13 protein-coding genes, 1 other RNA gene and 1 pseudogene are annotated in these 12791 nt (G+C 58.3%); 7 read left to right on the plus strand and 8 right to left on the minus strand.

Annotated elements, in window-relative coordinates; all coding sequences use genetic code 11:
• Positions 1-84 precede the first annotated feature (84 nt).
• The 5 genes from HMCN_RS0109915 to HMCN_RS0109930 all read left to right on the plus strand — a co-directional run bounded on the left by HMCN_RS0109915 (position 85) and on the right by HMCN_RS0109930 (position 3141).
• Complete coding sequence (locus HMCN_RS0109915) at positions 85-1809, plus strand: glycosyltransferase family 39 protein (protein ID WP_025917243.1); 1725 nt, start codon at positions 85-87, stop codon at positions 1807-1809.
• Positions 1810-1814: 5 nt separating this feature from the next.
• Entirely contained in the window at positions 1815-2072 is a 258-nt protein-coding gene (locus HMCN_RS0109920) for a DUF904 domain-containing protein (protein ID WP_369792147.1), read from the plus strand.
• The gene (locus tag HMCN_RS0109925) at positions 2069-2380 is read left to right on the plus strand and encodes a cell division protein ZapA (protein WP_025917245.1); all 312 of its coding nucleotides are present in this window, start codon (positions 2069-2071) and stop codon (positions 2378-2380) included. Before HMCN_RS0109920 ends, HMCN_RS0109925 begins: the two co-directional genes overlap by 4 nt.
• Positions 2381-2424: 44 nt before the next feature.
• Positions 2425-2604: non-coding RNA, 6S RNA (gene ssrS / locus HMCN_RS18650), on the plus strand.
• A gap of 57 nt (positions 2605-2661) precedes the next feature.
• Complete coding sequence (locus HMCN_RS0109930; protein ID WP_025917246.1) at positions 2662-3141, plus strand: EVE domain-containing protein; 480 nt, start codon at positions 2662-2664, stop codon at positions 3139-3141.
• Between the two features lie 104 nt (positions 3142-3245).
• Here HMCN_RS0109930 and lgt read toward each other — a convergent pair whose 3' ends face one another.
• On the minus strand, positions 3246-4043 hold the full coding sequence (lgt, locus tag HMCN_RS0109935) for a prolipoprotein diacylglyceryl transferase (protein ID WP_025917247.1): 798 nt from the start codon (positions 4041-4043) through the stop codon (positions 3246-3248).
• Positions 4044-4903 (minus strand): annotated as a pseudogene (locus tag HMCN_RS17575) (LysR family transcriptional regulator).
• Between the two features lie 114 nt (positions 4904-5017).
• Here HMCN_RS17575 and ilvD point away from each other — a divergent pair.
• Positions 5018-6904: a dihydroxy-acid dehydratase gene (ilvD, locus tag HMCN_RS0109945; RefSeq protein ID WP_025917248.1), complete on the plus strand. Its 1887-nt coding sequence runs from the start codon at positions 5018-5020 to the stop codon at positions 6902-6904.
• An 81-nt stretch (positions 6905-6985) separates the two neighbouring features.
• Here the strand turns inward: ilvD and HMCN_RS0109950 are convergent, their stop codons facing one another.
• Entirely contained in the window at positions 6986-7225 is a 240-nt protein-coding gene (locus HMCN_RS0109950; RefSeq protein WP_025917249.1) for a TIGR04438 family Trp-rich protein, read from the minus strand.
• A 156-nt stretch (positions 7226-7381) separates the two neighbouring features.
• On the opposite strand from HMCN_RS0109950, the gene HMCN_RS0109955 reads away from it, so the two are divergent.
• Positions 7382-7696: a c-type cytochrome gene (locus HMCN_RS0109955; RefSeq protein WP_025917250.1), complete on the plus strand. Its 315-nt coding sequence runs from the start codon at positions 7382-7384 to the stop codon at positions 7694-7696.
• 121 nt (positions 7697-7817) lie between these two features.
• On the opposite strand, the gene HMCN_RS0109960 is transcribed toward HMCN_RS0109955, so the two are convergent.
• The 5 genes from HMCN_RS0109960 to HMCN_RS0109980 all read right to left on the minus strand — a co-directional run bounded on the left by HMCN_RS0109960 (position 7818) and on the right by HMCN_RS0109980 (position 12787).
• Complete coding sequence (locus HMCN_RS0109960; RefSeq protein ID WP_025917251.1) at positions 7818-8969, minus strand: branched-chain amino acid ABC transporter substrate-binding protein; 1152 nt, start codon at positions 8967-8969, stop codon at positions 7818-7820.
• Positions 8970-9197: 228 nt separating this feature from the next.
• The gene (locus HMCN_RS0109965; protein WP_025917252.1) at positions 9198-9629 is read right to left on the minus strand and encodes a hypothetical protein; all 432 of its coding nucleotides are present in this window, start codon (positions 9627-9629) and stop codon (positions 9198-9200) included.
• On the minus strand, positions 9626-10051 hold the full coding sequence (locus HMCN_RS0109970) for a DNA polymerase III subunit chi (RefSeq protein WP_025917253.1): 426 nt from the start codon (positions 10049-10051) through the stop codon (positions 9626-9628). The genes HMCN_RS0109965 and HMCN_RS0109970 overlap by 4 nt, the downstream gene beginning before the upstream one ends.
• A gap of 18 nt (positions 10052-10069) precedes the next feature.
• Positions 10070-10693: a glutaredoxin family protein gene (locus HMCN_RS0109975; RefSeq protein ID WP_025917254.1), complete on the minus strand. Its 624-nt coding sequence runs from the start codon at positions 10691-10693 to the stop codon at positions 10070-10072.
• 27 nt (positions 10694-10720) lie between these two features.
• Complete coding sequence (locus HMCN_RS0109980) at positions 10721-12787, minus strand: M3 family metallopeptidase (RefSeq protein WP_025917255.1); 2067 nt, start codon at positions 12785-12787, stop codon at positions 10721-10723.
• Positions 12788-12791: the final 4 nt, after the last annotated feature.

The raw sequence follows: 12791 nt of genomic DNA on the forward strand, positions 1-12791 counted from the left end.
TCTTCTTTTTGTTGTCTCTGCCATATTCCTTAAAGTGTTTTCGGGCACAATGTTGCGCTTACTCTTCACGGAACGATGAATCAATTGAAGCCCGTCCGTCTGCCTGCCTCGGCCGCTCATACCCTCCCACGCTGGGGCCTGTATGCGTTGTGCCTGCTGTATATCCTTCCTGGCCTGATCGGCCGCGATCCGTGGAAGAACGATGATGCGATCAGTTTCGGCGTCATGTGGACGATGGCGCACGGCGGCTTGCATGACTGGCTGTGGCCGCATGTAGTCGGACTGCCGCTGGCGGACGAAGGGCCGCTGGCGTATTGGCTGGGCGCCATCTGCATCAAGTTGTTCGGCTGGCTGTTGGGCGAGCCGATGGCGGCCCGGTTGTCGGCCATCATTTTCTTTCTGATTGGCGCTTCTTCAGTCTGGCATTGCACTTATGTGCTGGGTCGCAGATCGGAAGTGCAACCGTTGAAACTGGCTTTTGGCGGACAGCCTGATGCGACGGATTTTGGCCGCATGCTGGCCGATGGCGCCCTGTTGATTTACCTCGGCTGCCTTGGCTTGCTGCTGCATAGCCATGAGGCCAGCCCAGCGGCACTGCAAGTTTCCCTGATTGCTTTTGCTCTTTACGCGAGCGCCGATTTATTCGATTCACGCTCATTTGGCAGTGCTGCCACGCTCGGCCTGGCTCTGGGTTTGTCGATTTTGACCAGAGGCTGGCTGCTGCCGCTGACTTTGTTGTTCAGCGTAATTATTTTGGCAGCGCTCCAGCGCAGGAAGTTGATGGCGCAGCTTTTCCTGATGACGTTGCCGGCCATGCTGCTGGTAGCCAGCGTTTGGATCCTTGGCAATTATTTTGTCCAGCCATTCGATGGCTCGCCGGTGGCTGCATGGATGCTCGCCGATTATCGTGAATTAAACTGGCCGAGGTGGAGCAACGCAAAGTATTTCATGGTGAATGGCATGTGGTTCGCCTGGCCGGCGTGGCCATTTGCCGCCTGGGCCGTATATGCCTGGCGCAAGCAATGCAGGGGCTTGCACATGACAATTCCGCTGTTTTTCGTTGCCGCGCTATCGGTATTGGTGCTGCTGAATCAGAATCCCAAGGACGGAATTTTATTGCCGTTGCTGCCGCCGCTGGCAATCCTGGCGGCATTTGGCTTGCCGACCATGAAACGCGGTGCAATCAATGCAATTGACTGGTTCTCGGTCATGACGCTGTCCACTTGCGCCGGCTTCATCTGGCTGGGCTGGATTGCCAAGCAGACCGGCTGGCCGGCCCAGATTGCAAAAAACGCATTCAAGCTGGCGCCCGGATTCAGGCCGGAATTCAATTTCTTTGCCTTTGTTGCAGCAGCTTTGGCCACCCTATTCTGGCTGGCGCTGGTGCACTGGCGTATTGCGCGCCGCCCCGCCGTGCTATGGCGCGCGGTGGTGCTGTCGTCCGGCGGCGTGATTCTTTGCTGGCTGTTGTTGATGACGTTGTGGTTGCCGTGGATAAACTATGGCAAGAGTTATGCCGGCGTCGCCGAACAGATCGCACAGAAATTGCCCGCTAAGCAATACTGCGTCGATACCAATGTAGGAGCTGCCCAGCGCGCATCGTTTGCTTATTTCGGCAATGTTGAATTCGCGCACTTTGATGAGGCGCGCTGTCGCTATCTTTTATTACAGGACAATCCGCGCAAAAAGAGCGATGCCAATCTGCTACAGCAGTACGGCGGCCAGTGGCGGATTCTGTGGGAGGGACGGCGTCCTTCAGATCGGGATGAGCGTTTCCGGCTGTATCGGCGTATCGATGCCCCGGATTGAATCTATTGACGGAAATTCATTTGCACCACTATAGTGGCAGGATGAATTCCGAATTTCACTTACTCTCCGAAAAAATCGACAAGCTGGCGGAACTGGCACAATTTCTACGGCGTGAAAACGCTGAATTGCGCCTGAAAATTGCCCTCATGTCTTCTGAAAATGCCATCTTGACGGAAAAAATGCAACAGGCGCATCAGCGGGTCTCGGCATTGCTGGAACAGATTCCCGATCCGCTGCAGCAACAAGACGAGGAGCCGGCATGACGCGGGTAGATGTCACCATCATGGGCCACGCCTACAAGTTATCGTGTAACGACGGTGAAGAGGCCGCATTACGGGATGCGGTTGCCTATCTCGATGCAAAAATGTGCGCTATCCACGATGCCGGCAAGATTCGCGGCAATGACCGGATTGCGGTTATGGCTGCACTTGGCATCGCGGCCGAATTGCTGGCCACGAAAGCGCCCGAAGGACCTTTGTCGGCGTTGACAATGGCGCAGGTGCAGCAGCAAATTGCCGCCATGCACACGGTACTCGACAGCGCTCTTGCCCCGCAGGAAAACCTGTTTTGACGCTTAAAACCGTTTGACATGTGTTCTTAATGGAGTAGACTTTGAATCTCCTGCCGTGTTCGCGATTGTCATATATTCCTTGAACCATTCACATGCATCGGTTGCGGGACAAGTTCGATGGGAGTGCGCGTCGCTAGTTCGACGAACCCGAAATTGAACTGACTGTGACCACCTTGAACCGCTTTGGTTCGGGATGCCGGCATAGCGGCACAGGCGGGTTGAATTCTCGAGCGGCTGCGCATCAGATGATGCGCAGCCGCTTTTTTTATGCGAGTACTGGAATGCAATATTGGTTAATGAAATCCGAGCCCGGCGATGTCAGCGTCGATGACGCGCTGGCTGCGCCGGACAGCACTGTGCCATGGGTCGGCGTGCGTAATTACCAGGCGCGCAACTTCATGCGCGACGCCATGCGGATCGGCGATGGCGTGCTGTTTTACCATTCCAGTTGTGCTGAACCGGGGATTGCCGGAGTGGCCGAAGTGGCGAGTGCAGCGTACCCGGATGACACGCAATTCGATCCCGGCAGCGCATATTTCGATGCCAGTGCCACGCAGGAGAAGCCGCGCTGGATGATGGTCGATATCCGTGTGCTTGAAAAGACGCGCCTGATCACGCTGGCGGAATTGCGATCCCACCCGCAACTGGAAGAGATGCTGGTTTTGAAACGTGGCAATCGCTTGTCGATTACGCCGGTTACACCGGAGCAGTGGCGCTTTATCACGCAGACGCTACTTATCTCCGGTGCCAGGAATAATTAAATACTACGGCTTGTATATATTGTTTCGGCAATAATATCCAGCGGGAAATATCTGTTTTTTTATATACCCCGGTGGAAATCACGGTTCCGTGGCTTCCTTGTGGTTTAGGCCCGATGTTTGCGGTAAGCAAATACCAGCAAGCCGGCGCCGATCACGATCATCGGCAGCGACAGCATCTGGCCGGCGGAAATGGTGATGCCGGCAAAGGTGACTTCGTAATCCGGAGTACGGAAATATTCGGTAAAAAAGCGCGCACAGCCGTACAGCATCACGAACATTGCGCCCACCGCCAGCCTCGGGCGGGCAGTGCGGGCGAATAGCCACAGGATCACGAACAGCAGCACGCCGTCGATCAGCGCCTGGTAGATTGGCGATGGGTGGCGCGGCAGGTTGTCCACGTTCGGCCAGATCATCGCCCACGGTAGCGAGGGATCGGCGACCCGGCCCGGCAGTTCGGCATTGATGAAGTTGCCGATGCGTCCGGCCGCATAGCCCAGCGGCACCAGCGGCGCAATAAAGTCATAGACGTCGAGCAGGTTGCGCTTGGCCTTGTGGGACCAGACTGCCATGGCGAGAATCACGCCCAGGAAGCCGCCGTGGAACGACATGCCGCCTTTCCAGACCGCCAGCATCTCGAGCGGGTGCGAAAAATAATAGGCCGGGTTGTAGAACAGGATTTCGCCCAGCCGCCCGCCCAGGATCACGCCCAGTACGCCATAGAACAGCATGTCGTCCAGATCCTCCCTTTTCCAGTGCGCGGCGGCGATATGCGGTTGGCGTATGCGCAGCCGCCCCAGCAGCACGAACTGGGCGAAGGCTACCAGGTACATCAGGCCGTACCAGTGCACGGCAAGCGGGCCTATCGAAAAGGCGATCGGATCAGGGAGCGGGTGGATCAGCATCTAGCGGTTCTTTCGTAATGAGTCCAAAAAAGCATGTAGTACCGGCGAGGTATTGTCGCGCCGCCACGCTATGCCGGTTTCTATCCAAGGAGTGGCGGCCGCCAGCGGCCGGTAGGCGACCCCGGGGCGTTTCAGGTTCGACACGGATTGTGGCACAAGCGCGATCCCCATGCCGGCCGACACCAGTCCGATGATGGTTTGCATCTGGATCGCTTCCTGCCCGATGCGCGGCGTCAAGCCTTGGGCACGGAAGTAGGCCAGGATCGCGTCATGGAACACCGGCGCCAGGCGGCGCGGGAAGATGATCAGCGGCATTTCGGCCAGGTCGGCCAGCGCAATGCTGGACTTGCCCTGCAGTGCCGGCAAGTCTTCCGGCGCGGCCAGGATCAGCGGTTCGCTCAGCACCGAAAGAAAATCCAGCTCTGCCTGCGCCTTGTCCGGCAAGGGCAGGATCAGCAGGCCGGCATCCACCTGCCCTTGCAGCAGTTCTTCCAGTTGCACATCGGAAGTGGCTTCGCGCAATTCGATCTGCACCTGCGGGTAATGACCGTGGAACTCGCGCAGAAAGGCCGGCAGCACGTTGTAATCGGCGGTTGAGACAAAGTCCAGCGTCAGTCGTCCGGATGCGCCGCTGGCAGCACGTTGCGTCGGGCCTCTGGCAGCAGCGCCGTGCCGGCCGGTGTCAGCGCCACGCTGCGCCGGGTGCGTGCAAATAGCGCAGCGCCGAGACCGGCTTCCAGCGCCATGATGGTTTGCGACAGGGGTGGCTGCGTCATGCGCAGGCGCGCGGCTGCGCGCCCGAAGTGCATTTCCTCTGCCACCGCGACAAAGTAGCGTAATTGTCGCAATTCAATGTGCATGCTTATTCATATGCAATTCGTCTTAATCATCAGTGAATCATATATTTGACACGGTGCTGTGCGCAAGGCACTCTAGCGTTAAAATCAGCCTGAACCCTTTTGGAGATCGACGTCATGCCGCAATACCGTTCCCGCACTACCACCCACGGCCGCAACATGGCCGGCGCCCGCGCACTCTGGCGCGCCACCGGCATGAAGGATGGCGATTTCGACAAGCCGATCATCGCCGTGGTCAATTCCTTCACCCAGTTCGTGCCGGGCCACGTGCATCTGAAGGATCTGGGGCAGATGGTGGCGCGCGAAATCGAGGCGGCCGGCGGCGTTGCCAAGGAATTCAACACCATCGCCGTCGATGACGGCATCGCGATGGGGCATGGCGGCATGCTGTATTCGCTGCCTTCGCGCGAACTGATCGCCGATTCGGTCGAATACATGGTCAATGCGCATTGCGCCGACGCGATGGTCTGCATCTCGAACTGCGACAAGATCACGCCTGGCATGCTGATGGCCGCGATGCGCCTGAATATCCCGGTGGTGTTCGTCTCCGGCGGCCCGATGGAAGCCGGCAAGATGGTCGAAACCATGCACGGCAAGCAGGAGGGCGTGCAGAAAATTATGAAGATCGATCTGGTCGATGCGATGATTAAGGCCGGCGACTCCAGTGTGTCGGATGCGGAAATCAACCAGATTGAACGCTCGGCCTGTCCTACCTGCGGTTCCTGCTCGGGCATGTTTACCGCCAATTCGATGAACTGCCTGACCGAAGCACTTGGTCTGTCATTGCCGGGCAACGGCACCATCCTGGCGACCCATTCGGATCGCAAGGAGCTGTTCCTGCGTGCCGGACGATTGGTGGTCGAACTGGCCAAGCGCTATTACGAGCAGGACGATGCAACGGTGCTGCCGCGCAGCATCGCAACCAAGGCCGCGTTTGAAAACGCGATGGCGCTGGACGTCTCGATGGGCGGCTCGACCAACACCGTGCTGCACTTGCTGGCGGCCGCGCATGAAGCCGGGGTCGACTTCACGATGGCCGACATCGACCGCATTTCGCGCAAGGTGCCGTGCCTGTGCAAGGTGGCGCCGGCCACCGAGAAATACCATATCGAAGACGTGCATCGGGCCGGCGGCATCATCGCCATTCTGGGCGAACTGGCGCGCGCCGGCTTGCTCGATACCAGCCGCCCGACCATACACAGCAAAACCCTGGCCGATGCGATCGCCAGCAACGATATCGTGTGCACGCAGGATCCTGCGGTACGCAAGCTGTTCAGCGCGGCGCCGGGCGGCGTGCCGACCCAGACCGCATTTTCGCAAAGCCAGCGTTTCGATGATCTCGATACCGACCGCAGCGACGGCTGCATCCGCGACAGGGCTCATGCGTATTCTCAGGATGGCGGCTTGGCCGTGTTGTACGGCAACATTGCGGAAAAAGGTTGCATCGTCAAGACTGCCGGCGTCGATGAAAGCATCTTGAAGTTCACCGGCCGGGCGCGCATCTTCGAAAGCCAGGACGATGCGGTGGAAGCGATTCTGGGCGATGCCGTGCATGCTGGCGACGTCATCATCATCCGCTACGAAGGCCCGAAAGGCGGGCCCGGCATGCAGGAAATGCTGTACCCGACCTCCTACATCAAGTCCAAGGGCCTGGGCGCGTCCTGCGCCTTGTTTACCGATGGCCGTTTCTCCGGCGGCTCGTCCGGCCTGGTGATCGGCCATGCTTCGCCGGAAGCGGCGGAAGGCGGCGCGATCGGTCTGGTCGAGGAAGGCGACACCATCGAGATCGACATTCCTGAGCGCCGCATCCACCTGAAAGTCAGCGACGCCGATCTGGCGCAGCGCCGTGCGCAGATGGAGGCCAAAGGCGAGCGCGCATGGCAGCCGGTGGACCGCCAGCGCTACGTATCGCAGGCGCTGCAGGCATATGCGGCACTGGCCACATCGGCTGACCGTGGCGCGGTGCGCGATATCACGCAGCTAAAAGTACAGTTAAGAAAATAAGCATCGACTTGTCGCCGCATGAAAAAGGCTGGAATTTCGATTCCAGCCTTTTTCACGTTTGCCCGAACAAAACAATGGAAACTAGCGTCGCTTGTTGCGATGGTTTTTTCCAAAGGTTGCATCGACCCGGTCCTTGCGTATTTTCTCCATTGAATCATGGGCGCGCCGCTTGTCCAGTCCCAGCATCTTTTCGATGAATTCGAACCAGACAAAAGCAATCGCCATCAAGCCGGCAACCCACCACCACGACAAGCCGGCGAAGAAGCCGACTTCAAGATATTTTAATGTTGATAATAAGACGATGGCAATAATCAACGGCATGACAAGTCCTTGATGGGGCGATATTGTCAAAGAGTGTAACGGAACGAGGCTGATAGTCAAAGAAGTGCAATAATTTGTGCAGGCGACATAATGTTGCCCGACATGAATCGGAAAAACCGCTGTAGAATGCGTGCAGTTATCATTTTGGAGAAGGCAATGAAAAGTTTTTTGTTGGTTCTTTTGGCGATGGGCGGACTGGTTTCTAACGCTGCTATGGCAGACGCCGGGTTGGATTTGGCAAAAGCCAAGAATTGCATGGCGTGCCATGCAGTCGCAAACAAGGTGGTTGGCCCTGCATACAAGGACGTGGCGGCAAAATATGCGGGTCAGAAAGATGCCGAGGCCAAGCTGGTTGCCAAGGTGATGAAGGGCGGCAGTGGCGTCTGGGGTGCAATCCCGATGCCGGCCAATACGCAAGTCAGCGAAGCGGAAGCGCATACCCTGGTCAAGTGGGTATTGTCCCAGAAGTAATCGCTGATCAGCAGTAATATAAAAAGCGCTCGATTGAGCGCTTTTTATTTGCCTGTGCGATCAGCCAGACATAAAAAAGCGCCCGGCTTCGAACCGGGCGCCTTGCATCAGAAATGATTGATTACTTGACTACCGCCATCAACTCGCGCTTGCCGCCTTTGTACGTAAACATCGACAGGGAACCATCCTTGATATCGCCTCTGGCATCAAATGCGATCGGGCCGGTTACGCCTTTGTAGTGAATCTTGGCCAATTCGGACAGATATTTTGCCGGCTCTACCGAGTTGGCTTTTTGCATCGCAGTCGCGATCACGTTGACCGAATCATAGACATACGGTGCGTAGAGCTGCACATCAATGCCGAATTTCTTTTTGTACGCTGCGCGGAAATCTTCCATGCCTTTCTTATCGGCATCGACCACGCCGCCTGCTTCTGCGCAAATGACCTTGCCTTCACCGCCGATTGCGTCGCCCGCCAGTTTGGCCATGGCTTCGGTACAGATGCCGTCGCCGCCCATGAACTTGGCTTCGATGCCGAGTTGCTTCATTTGGCGCAGCATCGGGCCGCCTACTGCATCCATGCCGCCGAAGAAAATTACGTCTGGTTTTTTGGCTTTGATTGCGGTCAGAATGGCATTGAAGTCGGTGGCTTTGTCATTGGTGAACTGTTGCGCAACAATGTTTGCGCCAGCGGCCTTGGCTGCCTTCATGAATTCCTCGGCAACCCCTTGGCCATAGGCGGTACGGTCATCGATGACGGCGACGTTCTTGGCTTTGAGCATCTTGACCGCATAGCGCCCGAGCGTGCCGCCAAGCTGCGCGTCATTGGCAACTACGCGGAAGGCCGTTTTGAAGCCTTGCATGGTGTACTTCGGATTGGTGGACGACGGAGAGATTTGCGGGATGCCGGCGTCGAAATAAATTTTCGATGCCGGGATGGTGGTCCCCGAGTTGAGGTGGCCGACCACGCCCTTGACCTGTGCGTCTACCAGTTTCTGTGCAACGGTCGTGCCCTGTTTCGGATCGCCGGCATCATCTTCGGCCTGCAGTTCGAATTTGATCTTCTTGCCGCCAATGATCAGCCCCTTGGCATTCAATTCTTCAATGGCCATCTTGCCGGCGTTTTCATTATCCTTGCCCAGATGGGCAATGGCGCCAGAAATTGGGCCGACATGGCCGATCTTAACGATTTGCTCTTCTGCAGCAAATGCAGTACCTGCAAATGCGAATGCGATTGCGCCAGCCAATGGAATCATTTTTATCGTGGACTGCATGAACATTCTCCTGGGATTGTGATGGAGCGGGTTACCGTAAAAATTTGAGCTATTCAGGAATCTGAATGGGTCAAAGGTACAACATATCGTGCTTTCCGTAAATAAAAAATAGATCAGTTCAAGAGTAACTGTATTTACTACGATGGGCGGCCGATACCCCGTGTATTGCCGGGCAGCAGATCAGTATTATGGGGTTTTGCACGTGCTTTTTGCCATCGGACATATATTTCAGATATCTTCAGGATCATGTGCTGGTTTGTTGGGGATGGTTTGCAGCCGTGCAATTTCCTGCGATACCGCGCGTGCGATCACATCTTCCAGGGTCTGGTGCAGGCCGCGTCGGATATCTGTCGTCATACCTTCGACTGCCAGCTGCAATGCTTCGGCCAGACCGTCCCTGATCCGGTGTTCCAGCACGAAATCGATTCGGGTCTGCAACTGACGCAGGATGCGCTCGCTGATCTGCTGTTCCAGCGTTTGCCACTGGCTGTCGCTCACGGCGGCGGCAGACAGTGCATCGGACGGATCAGCGGCCCTGCTTTCGCTCGGACTGACAGGCGAGGGTGATGTCGATATCGATGCTGGACCGGCGAAGCCCTGCTCCTGCGCGATGATTTCGGTCAGGACCGGGATGGTGGCATCGAGTGCGTCATTATTCATGCGGATTTTGCAACAAAGTGGGCCAGAGGATAGCCGCGTTGCCGGTATTGGCGAAACCGGTCGCGCCCGCTTGCGGCGTCTGTTTCATCGGTCGAGATGATTTCCAGCAGTCGTTCGAAACTGGCGAAATGGGCCGGCGTCGTGCGGGAGATATTGATCAGGATTTGGTGATGCGGGCATTCTGCGCTGTCGTGCGGCAGCAGGATGATCGGCGTTTGCTCCGCGCGCGGGTGATCCGCTCGCACATGGGGCAGGAAATCGGTTTCCGAGAAAGTCCATAGGGCCGCGTCCAGCGCAGCCAGTTCGGCTTCATCGCTGCTCAGGATCGCGACCCGGTTATGCGCGGCGACCGCCTTGCGCACCAGGCGGCAGGTGTAAATAAGCTTGTCGGCGATATTGGTGTGAAAGTCGATGCTGGTCATGGTTTGCTGGCGCTGATGCTAGAAGCGGAAACCCGGCGGCGCGTTGCCGCTGGCCGGCAGACGCTGCGCCGGTGTTGCCGCCGGTGCGGTGTGGTGGTCGGAAATCGCCGGTCTTTCCGCCCTGGTCGGCGCTTTCGGTGCGGCGGGTTCCGCCGGTACGAAGCGGAAATTTGCGGGCAACTGGTTGTCAGTCGGGTAGCCGGCGGCGCTCAGTGCGGTGTTCCAGGCGCCGGATTCGAATCCGAGCTGCTTGTTGCGTCCGACCAGCAGCACCGGCAATTGGGTGTCGCCGCTGACTTGGCGCAGCTTGGCGATGTCGTCGTTGCCGGTGACGGATTTTTCCGCAAACGGAATGCCGCGATTTTTCAGGAACTCTCTGGCCTCTGCGCAGGGAGCGCATTGCAGGCCAGTAAACAAGGTTACCGGATGGTTCTTGCTGGCCTCGGCCAGCGCGTAAGGCAGCGCAGCGGTGCTGGCGCCGGAGGGTTTCAGCGTGTCCAGCTGGAGCGCGGTTTTTGGCGGTGGCAGGTCGCTGTAGGTGATTTTGCCGCCGGCGTCGACCCATTTGTAAAGCTGTGCCTGGGCGGCGCCGGCGCCGGATAGCGCGAGCCAGCCGGCCAGCAGCAAGCCGGTGCGTTTCATGTGTGTTCCTTGTACGGCTCCATCAGTTCAGGATGCCATGCCGCTATGGCGCAGCAATGCGTCGATGGTCGGTTCCCGGCCGCGGAAGGCCTTGAACGATTCGAGTGCAGGGCGCGATCCGCCGACGGCCAGGATCTCGGCCTGGAACTTGCGGCCGGTTTCCGTTTGCAGGGCATCACCATTTTCCTCGAACGCGCCATAGGCATCGGCCGACAGCACCTCGGCCCATTTGTAACTGTAGTAGCCGGCCGCATAGCCACCGGCAAAAATGTGGCTGAACGAGTTCTGGAAGCGGTTGAATGCCGGCGGCAGCAGGACCGAAAATTTGTCGCGCACCGCATTCAGCACATCCTGAACCGAGCGGCTGCCGTAGGCATCGTGTTCGGAATGCAGCAGCATGTCGAACAGTGAGAACTCGACCTGGCGCAGCGTCTGCAGGCCGCTCTGGAAATTCTTGGCGGCGGTCATCTTCTCAAACAGCGCGCGCGGCAGTGCGGCGCCGGTATCGGCGTGCGCGGTCATGTGCTCCAGCACATCCCATTTCCAGCAGAAGTTTTCCATGAATTGCGACGGCAATTCGACTGCATCCCACTCGACGCCGGAAATCCCGGATACGCCGATTTCATCGACCTGGGTGAGCATGTGGTGCAGGCCGTGGCCGAATTCGTGGAACAGCGTGATTACATCGTCATGCGTGAGCAGGGCCGGCCTGTCGCCGACCGGGCCGGAAAAATTGCAGGTCAGGTAGGCCACCGGGGTTTGCAGCTTGCCGTCCTGGCGTCGGCGGCCGCGCGCATCGTCCATCCAGGCGCCGCCGCGCTTGCCGCTGCGGGCATGCAGGTCGAGATAAAACTGGCCGACCAGCTGGCCGTCTTTCTCGATCCGGAAGAACTGCACGTCCGGATGCCAGACTGGCGCGCTGTCCGGCTTGATTTCTATCCCGAACAGCATCTGCGCCAGCCGGAACAGGCCGGCAATCACCTTGGGTTCGGGAAAATACTGCTTCACTTCCTGCTCTGAAAACGCGTAACGTTGTTCGCGCAGTTTTTCCGAGGCGTAGGCGATGTCCCATGCTTCCAGCGTTTCCAGTCCCAGTTCCTGCTGGGCGAATGCGCGCAACTCGGCCAGGTCCTGTTCCGCAAACGGCCTGGCGCGCTGCGCCAGATCCTGCAGGAACTCGATCACCTGTTGCGGCGTTTGCGCCATCTTCGGCACCAGCGAGACTTCGGCGAAGTTGCGGTAGCCCAGCAGCTGCGCTTCTTCGGCGCGCAATTTCAGCAGGTCGGCGATGATCTGGGTGTTGTCCCAATTCGGCTTGGCGCCCAGTTCGGATGCCTTGGTGGCATTGGCGCGGTAAATCGTTTCGCGCAACGCCCGGTTGTCGGCCAATTGCAGGACCGGAAAATACGACGGGAAGTGCAGCGTGAACTTGAAGCCCGGCTTGCCGTCCTGCCCGGCGGTAGCGCGTGCAGCTTTGATCACATCGTCCGGCAGGCCGGCCAGTTCGGCCGGGTCTTCGATCAGCAGCGCATAGTCGTTGGTGGCATCCAGCACGTTTTCGGAGAACCTGGTTGACAGCGCAGCATGCTGCTCCTGGATTTCAGCGAAGCGGGCTTTTTGGTCTTCCGGCAAATCTGCGCCGCCCAGGCGGAAATCGCGCACCGCATTATCGATGATGCGCTGGCGCGCAGCGGAAAAGGATGCGAAGTCGGGGCCGTTCCTGAGCGCCTTGTATTTGTCGAACAGCGCGATGTTTTGCGCCAGGGCAGTCCAGAATTCGGTGATCTTCGGTTGGTTTTCGTTGTAGGCGGCACGCAACTCCGGCGAATCTTGCACCGCGTTCAGGTGGCCGACCACGCCCCAGGCGCGCCCCAGTTGCTCGGTGGAGTTTTCCAGCGGTTCGATGAAATTGCTCCAGCTGACATGCTGCATCGGCGCTTCCAGGCTGGCGACCACCGCGCGGCTGCGCGCCAGCAGCGCATCGATGGCCGGCGCCACATGTTCGGGCTTGATCGCGTCAAAGCGCGGCAGGCCGGAGAAATCCAGCAGCGGGTTGTCGCCGGCAAGAGGCGTGGTGTCGAGTGCAGCGTTCATGGTC

It is taken from the genome of Herminiimonas sp. CN (assembly GCF_000622895.1).
Classification (GTDB): domain Bacteria; phylum Pseudomonadota; class Gammaproteobacteria; order Burkholderiales; family Burkholderiaceae_D; genus AVCC01.

Bases quoted from the DNA above. Each gene is read 5' to 3' on its own strand.
- HMCN_RS0109980 (WP_025917255.1), bottom strand. From the start codon at position 12,787: ATGAACGCTGCACTCGACACCACGCCTCTTGCCGGCGACAACCCGCTG.
- HMCN_RS0109950 (WP_025917249.1), bottom strand. From the start codon at position 7,225: ATGCCGTTGATTATTGCCATCGTCTTATTATCAACATTAAAATATCTT.
- ilvD (WP_025917248.1), top strand. From the start codon at position 5,018: ATGCCGCAATACCGTTCCCGCACTACCACCCACGGCCGCAACATGGCC.
- HMCN_RS0109955 (WP_025917250.1), top strand. From the start codon at position 7,382: ATGAAAAGTTTTTTGTTGGTTCTTTTGGCGATGGGCGGACTGGTTTCT.
- HMCN_RS0109930 (WP_025917246.1), top strand. From the start codon at position 2,662: ATGCAATATTGGTTAATGAAATCCGAGCCCGGCGATGTCAGCGTCGAT.
- HMCN_RS0109965 (WP_025917252.1), bottom strand. From the start codon at position 9,629: ATGAATAATGACGCACTCGATGCCACCATCCCGGTCCTGACCGAAATC.
- lgt (WP_025917247.1), bottom strand. From the start codon at position 4,043: ATGCTGATCCACCCGCTCCCTGATCCGATCGCCTTTTCGATAGGCCCG.
- HMCN_RS0109960 (WP_025917251.1), bottom strand. From the start codon at position 8,969: ATGCAGTCCACGATAAAAATGATTCCATTGGCTGGCGCAATCGCATTC.
- HMCN_RS0109925 (WP_025917245.1), top strand. From the start codon at position 2,069: ATGACGCGGGTAGATGTCACCATCATGGGCCACGCCTACAAGTTATCG.
- HMCN_RS0109975 (WP_025917254.1), bottom strand. From the start codon at position 10,693: ATGAAACGCACCGGCTTGCTGCTGGCCGGCTGGCTCGCGCTATCCGGC.
- HMCN_RS0109970 (WP_025917253.1), bottom strand. From the start codon at position 10,051: ATGACCAGCATCGACTTTCACACCAATATCGCCGACAAGCTTATTTAC.